This is a genomic window from Mesorhizobium sp. M1A.T.Ca.IN.004.03.1.1 (assembly GCF_003997555.1).
Taxonomy (GTDB): Bacteria; Pseudomonadota; Alphaproteobacteria; order Rhizobiales; family Rhizobiaceae; genus Mesorhizobium.
Genome location: NZ_RZTV01000004.1, coordinates 350,499 through 368,070 on the forward strand (window position 1 = coordinate 350,499; position 17,572 = coordinate 368,070).

At 64.2% G+C, this 17,572-nt stretch carries 14 protein-coding genes; 8 read left to right on the forward strand and 6 right to left on the reverse strand.

The annotated features are described in order from the left end of the window. The first annotated feature begins 17 nt into the window (after nt 1-17). The gene (locus EOD29_RS15620) at nt 18-2,117 is read left to right on the forward strand and encodes an ATP-binding protein (RefSeq protein ID WP_164763769.1); all 2,100 of its coding nucleotides are present in this window, start codon (nt 18-20) and stop codon (nt 2,115-2,117) included. A 112-nt stretch (nt 2,118-2,229) separates the two neighbouring features. Here EOD29_RS15620 and EOD29_RS15625 read toward each other — a convergent pair whose 3' ends face one another. Next, nucleotides 2,230-2,640, reverse strand: coding sequence for a hypothetical protein (locus EOD29_RS15625; RefSeq protein WP_095799859.1), 411 nt, complete (start codon nt 2,638-2,640; stop codon nt 2,230-2,232). A 421-nt stretch (nt 2,641-3,061) separates the two neighbouring features. Here EOD29_RS15625 and EOD29_RS15630 point away from each other — a divergent pair, with 421 nt between their 5' ends. After that, entirely contained in the window at nt 3,062-4,264 is a 1,203-nt protein-coding gene (locus EOD29_RS15630; protein WP_066990508.1) for an aromatic ring-hydroxylating dioxygenase subunit alpha, read from the forward strand. Between the two features lie 180 nt (nt 4,265-4,444). Here the strand turns inward: EOD29_RS15630 and EOD29_RS15635 are convergent, their stop codons facing one another. Further along, entirely contained in the window at nt 4,445-5,863 is a 1,419-nt protein-coding gene (locus EOD29_RS15635; RefSeq protein ID WP_127247147.1) for an aminotransferase, read from the reverse strand. Nucleotides 5,864-6,153: 290 nt separating this feature from the next. Here EOD29_RS15635 and EOD29_RS15640 point away from each other — a divergent pair, with 290 nt between their 5' ends. Genes EOD29_RS15640 through EOD29_RS15650 form a run of 3 tightly spaced genes read left to right on the forward strand, consistent with a single transcriptional unit; the run spans nt 6,154 to nt 9,000 of the window. Continuing rightward, nucleotides 6,154-7,071, forward strand: a complete 918-nt coding sequence (locus EOD29_RS15640) for an ABC transporter permease (protein WP_127247148.1) — start codon at nt 6,154-6,156, stop codon at nt 7,069-7,071. Further along, nucleotides 7,068-7,889: an ABC transporter permease gene (locus EOD29_RS15645; RefSeq protein WP_127247149.1), complete on the forward strand. Its 822-nt coding sequence runs from the start codon at nt 7,068-7,070 to the stop codon at nt 7,887-7,889. Before EOD29_RS15640 ends, EOD29_RS15645 begins: the two co-directional genes overlap by 4 nt. Before the next feature lie 37 nt (nt 7,890-7,926). Further along, on the forward strand, nt 7,927-9,000 hold the full coding sequence (locus tag EOD29_RS15650; RefSeq protein WP_127247261.1) for an ABC transporter ATP-binding protein: 1,074 nt from the start codon (nt 7,927-7,929) through the stop codon (nt 8,998-9,000). Here the strand turns inward: EOD29_RS15650 and EOD29_RS15655 are convergent. From EOD29_RS15655 to EOD29_RS15670, 4 genes are all read right to left on the reverse strand, one after another. Then, entirely contained in the window at nt 8,964-10,274 is a 1,311-nt protein-coding gene (locus EOD29_RS15655; protein WP_245475352.1) for a flavin monoamine oxidase family protein, read from the reverse strand. The genes EOD29_RS15650 and EOD29_RS15655 overlap by 37 nt on opposite strands. Continuing rightward, on the reverse strand, nt 10,271-11,353 hold the full coding sequence (locus EOD29_RS15660; RefSeq protein WP_127247151.1) for an ABC transporter substrate-binding protein: 1,083 nt from the start codon (nt 11,351-11,353) through the stop codon (nt 10,271-10,273). The genes EOD29_RS15655 and EOD29_RS15660 overlap by 4 nt, the downstream gene beginning before the upstream one ends. Before the next feature lie 65 nt (nt 11,354-11,418). Beyond that, a complete protein-coding gene (gene betI / locus EOD29_RS15665; protein WP_095824018.1) occupies nt 11,419-12,105 on the reverse strand; it encodes a transcriptional regulator BetI in 687 nt (228 codons plus the stop codon). A 6-nt stretch (nt 12,106-12,111) separates the two neighbouring features. Further along, nucleotides 12,112-12,906: a class I SAM-dependent methyltransferase gene (locus tag EOD29_RS15670; RefSeq protein ID WP_127247152.1), complete on the reverse strand. Its 795-nt coding sequence runs from the start codon at nt 12,904-12,906 to the stop codon at nt 12,112-12,114. A gap of 212 nt (nt 12,907-13,118) precedes the next feature. Here EOD29_RS15670 and EOD29_RS15675 point away from each other — a divergent pair, with 212 nt between their 5' ends. From EOD29_RS15675 to EOD29_RS15685, 3 genes are read left to right on the forward strand one after another with little or no spacing between them, the layout of a single operon-like run. Beyond that, nucleotides 13,119-14,738: an NAD(P)/FAD-dependent oxidoreductase gene (locus tag EOD29_RS15675; protein ID WP_127247153.1), complete on the forward strand. Its 1,620-nt coding sequence runs from the start codon at nt 13,119-13,121 to the stop codon at nt 14,736-14,738. Then, nucleotides 14,725-16,299 (forward strand): NAD(P)/FAD-dependent oxidoreductase, encoded by a 1,575-nt coding sequence (locus tag EOD29_RS15680; RefSeq protein ID WP_127247154.1) that lies wholly within the window; start codon nt 14,725-14,727, stop codon nt 16,297-16,299. Before EOD29_RS15675 ends, EOD29_RS15680 begins: the two co-directional genes overlap by 14 nt. Before the next feature lie 43 nt (nt 16,300-16,342). Next, nucleotides 16,343-17,572: an aminomethyltransferase family protein gene (locus EOD29_RS15685; RefSeq protein WP_127247262.1), complete on the forward strand. Its 1,230-nt coding sequence runs from the start codon at nt 16,343-16,345 to the stop codon at nt 17,570-17,572.

Below are 17,572 nucleotides of genomic sequence, written 5' to 3' on the forward strand. Positions count from 1 at the left end.
GGAGATGACGTTCGACGATGACAGCTGAGGCCGCACGGACAGAGATGCACGGCTCCCGCCAGGGCGCCGCGATGGCGGCCGTCCATGTCGTTCGCCGCTTGCGCGAAGCGGGCGACTGGCAGCGCGAGATGGACAGCATACTGGAGGCACTGTGCCGTTCGTTGGACTGTCAGCGCGGCATTCTCTTCCGTTTGCGCGAGTTGCCGGGCGAGGGCTTTGCCCAGTCCGTGGCCTCCTATTGGATCGACCCTGCTTTTGGCGGCGAGCTCGCATCGCCTACCGTGATCATGCAGTCGATCATCAACTCCGATCCGCTGCTGGAGCAGTTGCAGGAGGATGAGCGCCAGGGCAAGGTCTTCGCTGGCCACACGCGCGACCTCGATGGTTTCCTGCGGGCCGACTTCGAGAAGCAGAACATAAAATCCTTCATTTCGGTGTCGGTCTTCGCCCACGGCCATCTCTGGGGCACTCTGGCGGTCAATGACTGCGCGGCCGAACGCGAATGGACGGATGAAGAGGAGGCGACGCTTCACATCATCGCGCTCGCCATCGGCGACGCCATCGAGCGCTCGCCCTCAGAGGCGCATGCCAGCGAGGTTATCCGCCGCACCATGCTGCAGGCTTCGCTCGACGCCATCATCGTCATCGACGAGGCCGGCTCCATCATCGAATTCAATCCGGCCGCCGAGAAGATGTTCGGCTTCAAGCGCAGCGACATCCTCGGCAAGGATCTGATCGACACGATCGTGCCGCATTATTACCGCAAGGGTTATTCGTCGGGCGCCGAGTACATGGCCGGACGGGGCGCGCCGATGGTTGGCCAGCGGCTTGAGACAGTGACCCAGAACGCGGCCGGCGAGATCTTTCCGATCGAGCTGACCGCGACGGAGATGAGGGTTGCCGACCGCCGGCTCATCTTCGGCTCGATCCGCGACCTGCGCGAGAAGCTGCACGCCGAAGAAGAGATCAACCGCCAGCGCGAGAAGCTGCACCAGAATGAAAAGATGGCGGCAATGGGCTCGCTGCTCGCCGGCGTCTCGCATGAGCTCAACAACCCGCTGGCGGTTGTGGTCGCGCAATCGACCCTGCTGCATGAATTCGCGGCCGACCCGCAGACCAAGGTGCGCGCCGAAAAGGTGCGCGCGGCCGCCGAACGCTGCGGGCGCATCGTCAAGAGCTTCCTGTCGATGGTGCGCCTGCATCCGACCGAGCAGGCCGAAACCGACCTCAACCAGGTGATGCGCTCGGCGCTCGAAGTGACCGCCTATGGTGCGCGCTCCAGCGGCATCATCATCGACACCGACTTCGCCAACGGCCCGCTGCTCGCCATGGCCGACGCCGACCATGTCACGCAGGTCGCGGCCAACTTCCTCATCAACAGCCAGCATGCGCTTGCCGGCTTCACCGGCGAGCGGCGCATCAAGGTGCGGACCTTTCGCAGCGAGCGCGGCAATCCGGGCTTCTCGGTCGAAGACAACGGACCCGGCATTCCCGATGCGATCCGCTCACGCATCTTCGAATCCTACTTCACCACCAAGCCGGTCGGCGTCGGTACCGGCATCGGCCTGTCGATCTCGAAATCGATCGTCGAGCGCCACAACGGCAACATCTGGTTCGAAGAGGTGCAGCCGCACGGCGCGCGCTTCGTCGTCCAGTTGCCGGCGATTGCCGGCAATGCGGCAAAGGACGGCGAGGGTCCGGCGCGGTCGAGCGGGTTGCGCCATGCGCTGATCATCGACGACGAGCCCGACGTCGCCGCTTCGCTGTCCGACCTATTGGAGCTCATGGGGCTCAAGTCGCGTCTCGTGCCAAGCTGGACGTCCGCCGGCGAGGTTCTGAGCGGGCACATGCCGCCGGACATCGTGTTTTCCGACCTGCGCATGCCGGGCACCAGCGGCATCTCGATCTACCGTGAATTGCTGGCCGAACGGCCGGGGCTGGCGCAGCGTTTCGTGCTGGTCACCGGCGACCTCATCGGCGCCAAGGCCGAGATTGAGGCACTGCCGCCGCAGCAGCGGCCGCAGATCCTGGAGAAGCCCTTCTCGACGCTCGACGTCCGCGGCATCCTTGCGACCGTTGCCGATGTCGCGGCGGCCGACAACGGCGCCGACATCTGAAATTGCTCCCTCTGCGGCTTCACCTGGATATCGTCGGAGTCGAAAAAAGAGGCTCCCGACCGACTTTGCGGCGGGAGCCTGACTGGAGCGCGGAGGGTGCGCTCAGGGGAGCCTAAAACACGTTCGGGGTGTCGGTCAGCGGCGCGGCATTGGCGATCATACGCACAGCTCGGGCCCGGTGCTGACCGGACTGCTCGGCAATGGCACGCAGGCATTCGGCGTTCTCGGCGCCCCAGCTCTGCCCTTTGCAGGCGAATTCGACTTGCGACTGCGGCAGGCGCGCGGTTTTGAGCGTCGTCGGCGCGCCCTCCACGACATTGGCCGGAGGATTGATCGAGGCGAAAGCGGGACCCGCGGCTGGCGCAAGCACCATGCTGGCGAAGGCGGCAACGCCCAGCAGCATGAACATCGTCATCGGATGGTCGCTGGCGCGTTGGCGCAACGCCAGCTTCGGACGGCGATCATTGCGCTCGGGACCATAAGAGCGGCGGCTGGCATCGGCGATCCGGACTTTGGCAAACATCGGCTGTTCCCTTCGTTATCTTTCTTTTTTCCTTGAAACGAACTTAACCGCACCACGTAACAGCCGGATGATAGGGCGGGATGGCCCATGTAACAGGACTGAAACGGGGATCGCTTCTGTTCCTTTTGCTCCTGTCGGATGCGGCGGACTGTAAGCGACCTCACACAGGCGCAGAATTGGCATGGCTGTCGCGATCGTCCGATACGCGAAGCGCGTCGAAACGGTGCCCTCACAAACTGCGGATCCGAAGCTGGAACCGCCGTTTTGCACTCCTGGTTAAGGCTCGGATTTTCCGGGATTTTCTCGGCTCGGATGGCTGCAAGCCGGTCGGCATGAAATTTCCATACTTTCACAAGCCATTGCATTTTAACGCAAAATGTGTTTTTATTGAACGAGCATTCAACAAAACGAGAGCATTTTCATGAACCCGCACCTGCGTGACGTGGCGATCCCCAACGATTGGGACCGGCGGGGTTTGCCGGGGTGGAGTTACCACTCCAACGCCCTTCTCGAGCTTGAGAAGGAATACGTCTTCCGCAATCACTGGCAGATCGCCGGCCATGTCTCCGACGTGCCAAATCCGGGCGACTATCTGACGATGGACGTCATCGGCGAGCGGGCGCTGATCGTGCGCGGCAAGGACGGCGTCGTGCGTGCCTTCAACAACATGTGCCGTCATCGGGGCAGCCGCGTCGTCGCCGACAGCCAGGGCACCTGCAAGAACGCGCTGATCTGCCCGTTCCACGGCTGGGTCTACAATCTCGACGGCACGCTGCGGGGGGCTGCCCGTCCGCGCTCCTTCCCGGAACTCGACAAGACCGAGTTCGGGCTGATGCCGCTCGATCTCGAAGTCTGGATGGGCTTCATCTTCATCCGCTTCCGTAACGGTGGCCCGCAGCCTTCCGTGGCTGAACTCTTGAAGCCGATCGAGGCGGAGATCGCCCATTACAATGTTGCCGACATGGTGCCGTGCCTGGGCATTTGGACCCAGAAATCACCGGTCAACTGGAAATCGGTGCGCGACGTCGACAATGAGGGCTATCACGTCGCCATGGCGCATCCGGCGCTGCAGGACCTCTACGGCGCGACCTATTTCGACGAACCCTTCGTCAACGGCGTGTCGCGGTCCTTCGCCACCTACAACCCGCATGCCGGGCGGCGCTGGAGCGTCAACCAGTACATCAAAATAGCGCCCGAGCCGACGCACCTGCCGGAGCATCTGCGCAAAGCCTGGATCTATTACGGCATCTTCCCCAACAACGCGCTGTCGATCATGCCGGAATCGGTGCAGTTCTATCAGGAGTTCCCGCTGTCCACCGGCGAGACGCTGCTGCGCGGCGCGATCTATCGCTACAAGGACGAGACGCGGGAGCAGGCGGCGGCGCGCTACCTTGCCTACCGCATCGACCGCGACACCATGAACGAGGATGTCCAGCTCTCCGTCTGGTCGAACGAATCCATGCTCTCCGAGGCGTTCGGGGGCTTCTACCTCTCCGACCTCGAATATGGCGTGCGCACCCACCACGACCATCTGCGCAGGCAGGTGCCGGTGCTGAACTTGGAGACCGCACCGGAGGAAAAGGACATGTGGGGATTGAACGACGCGCTGCGGTCGAAGGGGTGAGCGTCTTCCCTTCTCCCTGTTACACGGGGAGAAGGTGCCCGAAGGGCGGGGCAGGGCAAGCGCCTCACAATTGGCTCTGGCTCCCGAACCTCAGGGAGCGTCTGAACTAAATCTCGCAAGCTGGCGCTGCCCCTCACCCGCCGGCTACACTCCCCGTAGAACGGGGAGAGGGGCGCTCTCTCACCCCCGCCAGACGCCTTCCTTCCTCAGATCATCCATCGTGCGCGAGATGCCTTCGCGCAGGATCGCGACCATGTCGTCGATCTGCTCGCGGCTGATGATGAGCGGCGGCGACATCACGCACATGTTGATCAGCGGCCGCACCAACAGACCGAGCTCATGGCAATGCGCGTCGATACGCTTTCCCACATCCTTGTCGAGCTGCAGCGGATCCTTGCTCTCGCGGTCGGCGACGCATTCGACGCAAGCCATCAGGCCGGCGCCGCGTACCTCGCCGACCAGCGGCAGTTCCTCGAGCGTTTTCAGGCGCGCCTGGAAATAGGGCGCGATCTCGCGCGCATGCTGAAGCACGCCCTCTTCCAAAAGATCGAGGTTCTTCAGCGCGACGGCGCAGCCGATCGGATGGCTGGTGTAGGTGAGGCCATGGCCAAACAGCGCATCGGGATGGTTGGAGCGGCGCAGTTCCTCCAGCAGCCGCTCCGAGATGATCACGCCGCCAAGCGGGAAATAGCCCGAGGTCACCCCCTTGGCGAAGGTGATCATGTCCGGATCGAGGCCGAACACGTCGCCAGAGGCAAAGACATGGCCGAGCCGTCCGAAGCCGGTCACCACCTCGTCCGAGACATAGAGTATCTCGTTCTCGCGGCAGATCTCACGGATGCGCTTCAGGTATCCATCCGGCGGCACGACGACGCCGCCCGAAGCTTGCACCGGTTCGCCGACAAAGGCGCCGATGCGACCGGCGCCGACGCGCGCGACCGTGTCGCGGAATTGGTCGACGAGGAAATCGGTGAAGACGTGGATGCTCATCTCCTTCGGCCGTCGGAACGGATCGGGCGAGGAGAGCTTGATCACCAGCTCGTCGGGACCATCCATCCAGTGCCGGTCGCGCGGGCGGCCGTTGAGCGAAGCCGACAGGTAGGTCGAGCCGTGATAGGCGCCGCCGCGGCTGAGGATCAGCTTCTTCTCCGGCCTGCCGCGCACATTGTTGTAGAATTGCATGAAGCGCAGTGCGGTCTCCACCGCCGACGAGCCGCCGGTGGTGAAGAAGGTGTGACTGAGATCGCCGGGAGCGGCATCGGCGATGCGTCTCGCAAGCTCGGCTGAGGGCGCATTCATTGTATACCAAGGCGTGTTGTAGGACAGCGCCATCGCCTGGTCGTACATCACCCTTGCCAGTTCCTCGCGGCGGTGCCCGACATTGATGCACCACATGCCGGCCGGACCGTCGATCAGCCGCTTGCCGGATGCGTCGGTGATGTAGATGTCCTCGCCCTCGCCGATCAGCGCCCGTGCCTCGGCGCCGACCGAACCGGCATAGGGCCAGGGCTGGACCAGATGGCGCTTGGCCAGCTCGACCGCATCGTCGTCCCCGGGCTCGACAACTTCCCTCGCCTTGATCTCTCGTGCAGCCGCCATCTTAGCCTCGCATGGTCCGTTGCGGTGATTTCCAGAGACATGAAACGAAGCGGAAAGCCATGGAAATTCGGCTTTTCGTCACTTCATTTTGAATGTCCATTCAATCAATATTGCAGAAATAGCGCTTGATTTCAATCGGCGGATGCGCTCATGATGAAAGAAAGCCGGCAAGTCTGGAGTGATCGCTCCGGGCACATAAATTGGGACCAGGCAGTCGGCGCCGATCAATGGGAAGGCCGTATGGCGGGACAGTCCGAGCCGGCAACTGCAATCACGCCCGGAGCGCTGCAATGACCGCCGCCGCGGAAGGGTCGCCCCCGCTGCGCATGGCGAGAGCCAGACGAGGTGCCCTTCTGCAATCGGAAGCCGTCCAGGGCATTGCGCTGATCAGCCCGACCTTCCTTTACGCGCTCATCCTTCTCGTCCTGCCGATCCTGGTTGTTATAGCCCATTCCTTCTGGACGCAGGACTACCTGACCATCGACCACACATTCACGCTGGAGAATTATCGGATCGCGCTGACCGAGCCGATCTACCGCGACCTGCTCTGGCGCTCGCTCTACATCTCGCTGACGGTCAGCCTGTTCACCGTGCTGCTCGCCTATCCGATCGCCTATTTCATTTCCTTCCATGGCGGCCGCCAGAAGAGCCTCTGGCTGTTCCTCATCACCATCCCGTTCTGGACCAGCTACCTGCTGCGCGTGATGTCGTGGAAGGTGATCCTCGGCTACAACGGCGTGCTCAATTCCGGCCTGATGGGCCTCGGTCTCATCGACGAGCCGTCGACTGCGCTGCTCTACAATTCCAACGCGGTCATCATCACGCTGACCCACGCCTGGGCGACCTTCGCCATCCTGCCGATCTTCGTTTCGCTGGAGAAGGTCGACCGCACCCTGGTCGAAGCGGCGACCGATCTCGGCGACGGGCCGCTGCGCTCCTTTCTGCGCGTGACCTTGCCGCTGTCGGCGCCAGGCGTCATCTCAGCGGCGCTGATCGTCATGATCCCGACCGTCGGCGACTACGTCACGCCGAAGCTGGTCGGCGGCAAAGACGGCGTCATGATCGCCAACGCCATCCAGGCGCAATTCGGCAAGGCGTCGAACTGGCCGCTCGGCGCAGCACTCTCCGTCACCACCATGGTCATCGTCTCGCTGATGGCCGGCGCCGCGGTGCTGGTCATCCGCGCGCTGCAGAGGCTGGCGCGATGACGGCGATCAGACGTTACCTGCCAAGCTGGCTGTCGAGCTACGCCGCGCTCTACATCCTCTTCCTCTATCTGCCGGTGATCTTCCTGCCGATCTTCTCGATCAACACCGCGGCGACGCCGAAATTCCCGCTCTCAGGCGTCACGCTGCATTGGTACCAGGACCTGCCGCGCACGCCGGCACTGATCGACGCCACCTGGAACAGCTTGGTTGTCGGCGTCTCGGCGGCTATCCTGTCGACCGTGTTCGGCATTCTCGCCGCCCGTTCGATCACCCGCTACCGCTATCCCGGCCGCCGCACCGTCAACGGGCTGATCATGGCCCCGCTGGTGCTGCCCGAGGTCATCGTTGCCATCTCGATGCTCCTGGTGATGCTGCAACTGGGCTTGAGCCTGTCGCTGTTCACGGTCGTGCTTGGGCATGTGCTGGTCTGCATTCCCTATTCGATGACGGTGCTGACCTCCGGCTTCGAAGGTTTCGACCGCAGCCTCGAGGAAGCCTCCGCCGATCTCGGCGAAAGCGCCTTCGGCACCTTCCGGCGGGTGACGCTGCCGATGGTGGCGCCGGCGATCATCTCCAGCCTGCTGGTCTGCTTCACCATCTCGCTCGACGAGTTCATCATCGCCTTCTTCCTCACCGGCACCGAGGCGACGCTGCCGATCTACATCTGGGGACAGCTGCGCTTCGCGGCCAAGCTCCCCGGCGTGCTGGCGCTCGGTACCTTGTTGTTGGCGGCGTCCTTCGTGCTGATGACCGTTGCCGAGATCCTGCGCCGCCGCGCGGCGAGACGCACCCAGAACGAGGGAGGCCTCTATGCTTGAGCAGGTCCAGTCCGAGCGAACGATTTCCGATCGCGCCATGATCGAGATCCGCGACGTCACGCGCAGCTACGGCGCGTTCAAGGCGTTGGATAATGCATCGCTCGTGATCAGGGAGGGCGAGTTCTTCTCGCTGCTCGGGCCGTCCGGCTGCGGCAAGACCACGCTTTTGCGCATGATCGCCGGCTTCGACACGCCGACCAGCGGCTCGATCGCGGTCGACGGCCAGCCGATGGACGGCATTCCCGCCAACCGGCGGCCGACCAACATGGTCTTCCAGAGCTACGCGATCTTCCCGCATCTCAATGTCGAGCAGAACGTCGCCTACGGGCTGAAGCGGCTGAAACTGCAGGGCGGCGAAGAACAGCGCCGCGTCGAGGAGGCGCTGGCGCAGGTGTCGCTGACCGGCCTTGGCAAGCGCCGCGCCACCGAACTCTCCGGCGGCCAGCGTCAGCGCGTGGCGCTGGCCCGCGCGCTGGTCATGCGTCCCAAGGTGCTGCTGCTCGACGAGCCGCTATCGGCTCTCGACAAGAAGCTGCGCGAGCAGATGCAGGTCGAGTTGCGCCGGCTGCAGCAGGCGGTAGGCATCACCTTCGTGCTGGTCACGCACGACCAGTACGAGGCTTTGGCCATGTCGGACCGCATCGCCGTGATGTTCGGCGGCCGTGTCGCGCAGGTCGCCTCGCCCAAGGAAATCTACCAGCGCCCGGTCAACCGCCAGGTCGCCGACTTCCTCGGCGGCATGAATTTCGTCAAGGCCGAGATCGTCGAGGAGAACGGCGTGTCCTTGGTTGTCGACACGCTTGGCTTTGGGCGTGTGAGGACCGACAAGCCGAAGACCTTCGTGCGCAACGCCGGCGCGGCGACGCTTGGCATCCGGCCGGAGCGGCTGCGCGTGCTCTGGGACAATGCGACGGCCAAGTTCGAGGTCGCCGGCAAGGTGGTCGAGCGCCACTATTTCGGCGAGATCACGCATCTGATCGTCGAGATCCCGGGGCTGGAAAAGCCGCTCTCGGTGACCGAGACCAATGATTTCGGCGCCGACGACATTCCGGTCGGCGCGCCGATCCGTCTCGCCTACGACCCAGAGGCCCTGGGGGCGATGGCGGACTGAAGCCGCGCCAAAATCTTCCCGGCGGCGATGTGCCCGGCCACGATCGCGCCCTCGACATAGGCGGGGAAGGACGGCGACACTTCCGACGACGCAAAATGGATCGGCGGCGCGCCGGCAAGAATCGTGCGCTCGGCATCTCTTGCCGTCACGTCGACGATGAGATCGCTATAGGCGCCGCCGCTCCAGCGGTCATGCGTCCAGTCGCGCTGGCTGAAATCGAGAATATCGGCCGCGTCCGGACCGAGCGCATCCGCGAGCTTCGCAATGACCTCGGCGCGCAACGCCGCAGCACCCAGCTTGCGGCAGCGCAGCGCCAGCGGCCCACCGATGAAGACGACGAGCGCTGCATGCTCCGCGTCCCTGCTGGCATCGCAGGCAAACAGGCCCGGCATGTCGCGCCACATCACCATGCCGCTCAGATCGCGCTCGCGCCAGAACGGCCTGGCATAGCGGACGAGGATCTTGACCACCGCGCCGCTTTCCCAGACGCCAAGCGCCTTCTTTAAGGCCGTTGACAAGGCAGGCCGAAAGTCGAGCCTGTTGGCCGTCGCTGGCGGCAGGGCGAGCAGGACCTCGCGCGCCTCGACGGCGCCGCTGCCGGCAACGACACGAACGCCTGACGGCCCGCGCTCGATGCGAATGGCCGGCTCGTTCAGCCGCAGCCGGTCACCGAGATCGCCCGCCAGGTCCGCGGCCAGCGACTGCATGGTCTCGCGCAGAGAATATTGCAGTTCCGGCACTTCGTTGGTGATGCGGCGATCATTGTCGATCAGGTACCAGAGCGGCACCTTTTCCAGCGCCAGGCACCACAGTCCCTCGATCATCGAGCGGAAGGCGGCTTTGGCATCTACCGGATCGGTCTGGCGTTCGAGCCAGGAGGCGACTGTCAGCCTGGCGATCGCGGGATCGTCAGGCTCGATCCAGTTCATGCGGTCGCGGATCGCCATCGCGGTCACATAGGTCTGTCCGGCCTGGTCGACCGACATCGGTGGATGGGTGATGAAATCGCCATCGACAAAGGTTTTGACGAAGGTCTTGCCGCGCGCCCTGGCCAGCGCCATCAGCTCCGGCATGTCCTCGCACAGGAACTGGCCGCCGCTGTCGATCAGCTCGCCAAGCCCGTTTCGCATACCTTCCACACGACCGCCGACGCGGTCGCGTGCTTCCAGGACAAGGAAATCGACGCCGGCACGCTTCAATTCGAGCGCGGCCAACAGGCCGGTGAAGCCGGCGCCGACGATTGCAACGTCGGTTCTTTCGATCTTGCTGTTCAATAGCCGGCCTTGATCTTCTCGAACTCGGCGATCATCTTCAGCTTGAGCTCGGAAGGCAGCGGCTGCTGGAACAGCGTCTTGTCGACCCATTTTTCCACGTTGTCGTAGCCCTTTTCCTTGAGCACCGCCTGGTCGACACCGGCCATGCCCTTGGCGTTGGCTTGGCCGTAGCCCCAGTCCTTGACCAGCACCTTGGCGACTTCCGGATCGTTGACGGCATTGAGATAGTCATAGGCCTTGTCAATGTTGCCGTGCGCGTCCTTGAACAGCACATAGCCGCACACCCAGGTCGAGATGCCCTCGTCGGTATCCTTCTTGGACTTGATCGGCACGCCGGCGGCCTGCGATTGCACCGCCGCGTCGTTCCAGGCCCAGGCGAGATCGACCTCGCCGCCTGAGAGCAGCTGCACGATGTCGGTGGTGTCGGTCCAGTAGGAGCGCACGTTCTTGTGCACCTGGCGCAGGAAATCGGACGCCTGCTTGAACTGCTCGTCCGTCATCTTTGTCCAGTCCTTCAGCCCGATGGCGAGGCTGGCCAGCGCATAGGCGTCGTCGACATTGTCGCCGATCGAGACGCGTCCCTTATACTTGGGATCGGCGAAGGCCTTCAGCGACTGCACGTCCTTCTCGGCGATCTTGTCGGAGTTGAAGGTGAGCTGCGTGTCACCCCAGTCCCAAGGCATGAACCAGGCTTTGCCGTCGGGGGTGGTGGCAAGGTCCTTCATCGCCATGATGCCGGGGTTGAGATCCTTCCAGCCGGCGATCTTGGAGGTGTCGAGCGGCTGCAACAGCCCCGCCTCGCGCCACTTCACCACGCTTTGCGAACACGGATGGCCGAGGTCGGCCTTGAAGCCGGAGCGGATCTTCTCGAATGCCTCGTCCTCATCGCCGAAGAAAGCGAAGGTCGGCGAGTCGCCGTCCTTCTCGACATATTTGCCGTGGAAGCTGGGGTCCTCATAGCCGGACCAGTCGAACACGATGAGGTCCTTGTCGGCGGCAACGGCGAACGCTGCCGCCGAAGATGCCAGCGCGCCGGCGAGCGCCAAAGTAAGTGTCAAGCGTCGGCTGAGTTTCTTCATGCTGTTCCATCCTCTTTTGGTCTTGCCGGTCTTGCTGGCCGGCTGTTGCTAACCCCGGGCCGTCGTTAACCGTAGTGTTTCGGAAAGGCCGCGGCCAGGAACGCGTTGGCGGCCTGCAGCGCGGTCTCGCGCGTGGTGTCCTGGGTGCCCATCATCAACCGCAGCCACAGGCCCTCGAGCATGGCCGATAGCGCCAGCGCCATGACCTGCGGCTCATAGGCATAGCCGCCGCTTTGCTTGAGCGTCGCGCAGAGATCGATGAACACCTGCTGGTAGTAAGCGTCGCGCGAGCTGCTCAGCGCCTGGTAGGTCGGCCGCGATTTGGCCTCGCCCCAGAAGGCGCACCAGGCGGCGAGCTTGCGCTTGTTGCAGATCGAGCGATCGAAGTCGGCCCACACCAGCGCCTGCAGCTGCCGCGCCGGATCGTCGCCTGCCTTCTGCAAGGCCGCGCGCCAATGCGCCGAATACTCGTCATACATATATTGCAGCGTGGCTACGAGCAGCTTCTCCTTGCTTTCGAAATGGAAGTTGACGATGCCGCGGGACAGGCCCGCGCCGTCGGCCACATCGGCCATCGTCGTTTCCGCATAGCCGCGCTTGGCCAGTGAATCGATCGTCGCCTCGATCAACTGGAGCTGCCTGACTTCTTTCGAAGCCTTGCGGCCGCGCTTCTCGGCCTCTCCTTTTCGTGCCGGTTCGGGCAAGGCATCCCTGGCCTCTGCATTCTTCATGAGCGTGACGGTCTCCAGCATTGCCGGCTATCCGACCGGCTTCCAACCGCGCAGATGAGTGGGGCGGTGCTCACCACTGTCAAGCACCTTCTGCATCGCCTCCCAGGTCCGGATGTTCTTGTCGACATAGCCCCCGCCGACCGCGGCGGCGAGCGCTTGATAGAGTGGCCCCTTCAGGCGCGCCAGTTCCTCCCGCGCCACCTCGCGGTACCATGCGTTGCGGTCGCGGACGCTGATGTCGCGGAAGCCAGCACGACGCATCGCTTCGGCGTAGCGCGCCGGCGAAGCCATGGCAAAGGACAAGCCTTCCGTCGCGAGATAGGCCTTCATGTCCGCAGACGGCTCGCCGTCATGCGAGATCATCCAGTTCGACGCGGCGAAGACGCCGCCGGGCTTCAGCACGCGGAAGATCTCGGCGAACAGGGCATCCTTGTCCCGGACATGCAACAGTGCGTCCTTGGAGAAGACGACGTCGAAGGAAGCATCGGTGAAAGGCAGCGGTCCCGGCGGCGCCTGGACGAAGCTCACGCGGTCCTGGAGACCCTGCGCAGCCGCCTTTCGCTTTGCCGTCTCGATCACCGGCCTCTCGACATCGAAACCGGTCGCATGCGCCGCACCATGGCGCGCGACCAGATCCAGCGTGACGCCGCCGGCGCCGCAGCCGAGATCGAGGATCGTCTTGACCTTGAGCGAGAGGCCTTCGACCACGCGGTCCACTTCGTCCGGGCCGCCCGGGGAGAGGTAGCCATCGCCCCAGAGCGCCTCGAGGAAGCGAATGGCCGCGTCGTCATATTCCGGCTCTGCGTTAGCCGTTTCGATCATCGGACTGAGCCTCAAATGCCGAAGTCACCTTCGCGCTAGCGGAACACCAGAAATGCGGGGCAAAGCCTAGCGCATCAACGCAGAAACGCAACACCATTTGTTGAACATTCATTCAAAATGGCTGGACAAAAAACCGTGACCCGTGCCAAATTCGGCTGATCAGGGAACAAATCGCACCCAACAACGGACGGCCGGAGGGAGGTTGAGCGCACATGAAGGCATGGGACGCGATCGTCATCGGCGGCGGCCACAACGGGCTGGTCAACGCCGGCTATCTGCAACGCGCCGGGCTCGACGTGCTGGTGGTCGAGAAGAACGACTGGGTCGGCGGTGCGGCCACCAGCCGCGAGCTGACGCCGGGTTTTCTCTACTCCAACTGCTCCTATGTCTGCTCGCTGTTCCGGCCCGAGATCATGCGCGATCTGGAGCTGCCGCGCTTCGGCCTGCAGGTGATCTCCTATGAAGGCGGCGCGGTGTTCACGCGCGACGGCGACTATCTCGCCAACTACCGCGACCACGACGCGCATCGCCGCGAATTCGCCCGCTTCTCCAAGCGCGACGCCGAGGCCTACGACCGCTATTCGCGCGACGTCACAAGGCAGTGCCGCTTCATCCAGCCGCTGTTGATGCGCACCGCGCCCGATCCCACCAGCTTCAAGCCGCGCGATCTTGGCGAGCTGCTCTATCTCGGCAAGAAATTCGCCGGTCTCACTGCTGAGGAAATGGCGCTGACCTTGCGCTTCTGGACGATGTCGATCTCCGACTTCCTCGACGAGTATTTCGAGACCGACGTCACCAAGGCGAACTTTGCGCTCTCCGGCATCATCGGCACGGCGCTTGGGCCCATGTCGCCCGGCACGGCCTATGTCCTGCTCCACCACTATATGGGCGAGGTCGATGGCTCGGTGGGCGCCTGGGGCTATGCGCGTGGCGGCATGGGTGCCGTGACCAAGGCGCTCGCCGCCTCATTCAAGGCCTCCGGCGGCACGATCCGCACCGGCGCCGAGGTCGAGCGCGTGCTGATCAGGAACGGCAGGGCCAACGGCGTCGTGCTGGCAGGCGGCGAAGAGATCCACGGCAAGCTCGTCGTCTCAAACGCCGACGTGAAGCGCACCTTCCTGAAGCTGGTCGAGGAGAAGGAGCTGCCCGACATCTTCCTTCGGCGGGTCAGGAACTTCAAGATCCGCGGCTCGTCCGGCAAGGTCAACATCGCGCTGGATTCACTTCCCCAATTCCCGGCTCTGCCGAAGGATTCGCCGGTCTATCGCGCCGACATGCACTTCACCGATTCAATCGAGCGCATGGAGCGCGCCTATGACGACTGGAAGGCCGGGCGCTGGTCGGCCGATCCCTTCCTCGACATGGTGATCCCGACCACACTCGACCCGACCATGGCGCCGCCGGGAAAACATTTCATGAGCTGCTTCGTGCAATACGCGCCGCCCAAAATTGGCGGCCGAGACTGGACGGACGCCGACCGCGACGGCTTCGCCGAGAGCGTGGTTGCGCAGATCGCCGAATATTCGCCCGGCTTCCGCGACCGCATCGTCCATATGGAGGTGCGCACGCCGCGCGAGATCGAGGCCGAGGTCGGGCTCACCGAAGGCAACATCTTCCAAGGCGAACTGACCTTCGACCAGCTGCTGTTCAATCGCCCGGTGCCGGGCTACGCGCAATACCGTTCGCCGGTCGGCGGGCTCTATATGTGCGGTTCCTCCGCGCATCCGGGCGGCGGCGTCATGGGCGCGCCCGGACGCAACGCCGCCGCCGAGATCCTGCGCGATCTCGCCAAGCCAACCCTGCATATGAGCCCGGCCCATGACGTCATCTGAAACGAATTGGGACGCGATCGTCATCGGCGGCGGCCACAACGGCCTGGTCGCCGCCGCCACGCTGGCGAAATCGGGACGCAAGGTGCTGCTGCTCGAGGCCGGCAAGGAGGTCGGCGGCGCGGCGCGCACCGAGGAATTCGCGCCGGGGTTTCGCGTCTCCTCGGTCGCTCATCTGCTCAACCGCCTGCATCCCGATGTGGTGAAGACGCTGGAGCTCGAGCGCCACGGGCTGAAGATCGAGCGCGGCGATTTGGTGCCGTCGATCGCATTGTCGAAAGACGGCCCGCTGGTGCTGCACGGCGCCTATGGCGAGGCGCTGACGGGCGCCAGCCCGTCGGAGCAGTCGGCTTGGCGCGACCTGCGCGCGCAGCTGTTGCGCTACGCCGGCGTGCTGAAACCCTTCCTGTCGCGCCGCCCGCCGGACCTCGCCGGCATGTCGCTCGCCGAAATGACCGGGCTCGGCCAGACGGCGCTGGCGCTGAAAAAGCTCGGCAAGGAGGATATGCGCGACTTCCTGCGCGTGCTCTTGATGAACGTCTACGACCTGCTCGACGAGCAGCTTTCCGACGACAGGCTGAAAGGCCTGCTCGCTTTCGACGCGACACTGGGCAGCCATCTCGGTCCGCGCTCGCCGACATCGCTGCTCGGCCTCTACTATCGGCTCGCTGGCGAGATCGGCGGGCTCGCCGGCGCGCAGATACAGCCCAAGGGTGGCATGGGCGCGGTCGTTGCCGCCATCCGCTCGGCGGCCGAGCAAGCGGGTGTTTCGATCCGTCTGGCTTCGCCGGTCGCCAAGGTCGTCGTCGAGAAGGGCCGTGCCGTCGGTGTCGTCACGCAGGGCGGCGAAGCGCTGCGCGCAAAAGCGGTCGTCTCGGCCATCAATCCCGCAACCACGATCCTCGATCTGGCCGGGCCGCGCGAGGTCGACACCGGTTTCGTGCGCAAGGTGAAGAACATTCGCATGAAGGGCGATGCGGCGAAGCTCCATCTCGCGCTCGACCGGCCGCCGCAATTTGCCGGCGTCGACGCCGCTGGCCACAAGGGCCGCCTCGTCATCGCGCCTTCGCCGGACCATGTCGAGGGCGCCTTCAACCCGTCGAAATATGGCGAGTTCTCGCCCGAGCCGGTGATGGAGATCACGCTGCCCAGCCTGGTCGATCCTTCGCTGGCACCCTCCGGCGCCTGCGTGCTCTCGACCGTGGTGCAATACGCGCCCTATGCATTGAAACAGGGCTGGACCGCCGGCAAGCCGCAGTTCCTCAAGGCGATCATGGCGCAGCTCGAAGCCTATGCGCCTGGCATCGGCGCCACGTTGCGTCATGCCGAGTTGCTGACTCCGGCCGACATCGAGGCACGCTACCGCATGCCCGGCGGCCACTGGCACCACGGCGAATTGCAGGCCGACCAGATGCTGATGTCGCGGCCGGTCTCCGGCTGGTCGGGCTACGACACGCCGCTCGAAGGGCTGTTCCTTGCCGGCGCCGGCTCGCATCCCGGCGGCGGCATCTCCGGCGCCCCCGGCCTCAACGCCGCACGCCGCATCATCGCGATGAGGGCATGAGATGATTTCGCCATTCACAAACGCAGCACTCTACGACGCCAATATGAACCCTCATGTGAAAATCAATTCCGCCTGCACTCTTGCGCAATCCCACTTCCGCACGCTTCGGCTCGACACACCTTTGCAGCCGCGCATTGACGCGCTGGCGCTGACAAACGACTGGTACAATTGGGCCGGCTACCGCGCGCCGCATTCGCTCTGGGACGAGGAGCTGGAATATTTTGCCATTCGCAGCCAGGCGGCACTCTTCGACATCTCGCCGATGACGAAATACCGGATCGAGGGTCCGGACGCCGAAGCCTATCTCGACCGTGTCACGCTGCGCGACGCGACCAGGCTGAAGCCGGGCCGCGTCCACTACACCGCCTGGTGCGACGACGAGGGTTTCGTCCTCGATGACGGCACGTTGTTCCGGCTGTCGCCGACGCGCTTTCGGCTGTGCTCGCAGGAGCGGCATCTGCCCTGGCTGCTCGACAGCGCCATCGGCTATGAGGTCAGCGTCGAGGAAGAAACCGAAGCGATCGCCGGGCTCGCGCTGCAAGGCCCAACCTCCTTCGCCATCCTGCGCGACGCCGGCTTTGCCGGCATCGAGCGGCTGAGGGTTTTCGACCTCGCCGACTTCGCGCATGACGGCGCTGCCGTCACCATCTCGCGCACCGGCTTCACCGGCGATCTCGGCTACGAGCTGTTCGTGCCGGCGGACAAGGCGTTGAGCCTATGGGACCGGCTGATGGCGGCGGGCGGGCTGCGCGGCATCCGCGCCATCGGCTACACGGCGCTGAACCGGGCGCGGCTAGAAGCCGGGCTGATCGTCGCCAATGCCGACTTCACCACTGCCGGGCATGCCATCAGTGCCGACCGCCTGCGCATGCCGGACGAGATCGGCCTCAGCTTCATGGTCGATCCGGACAAAGGCCACTTCAACGGCCGCCGCCCCATCTTCGAAGCGCGGGCGAAAAAGCAGCTGCGCCATGTGCTGGTCGGGCTGGAGATCGAAGGCAACACCCCGGCCGAGCACGCCATCGTCTACTACAAGAAGACCCAGGAGGTCGGGCTGGTCAGCGCAGCAATGTGGTCGCCCATGGCCAAGCGCAACATCGCCATCGCCTCCTTGCAACGGCCTTACGGCGATAGGGTCGTCGACGACCTCTGGGTCGAGATCTACGCCTTTCGCGAGCTGCGATACCAGAAGCTGATGAAGCGGGCGAAAGTAGTGCCGCGGCCGTTCATCAAGCTCGATCGCCGCACCGCCAACCCGCCGGCGGACTCTTGA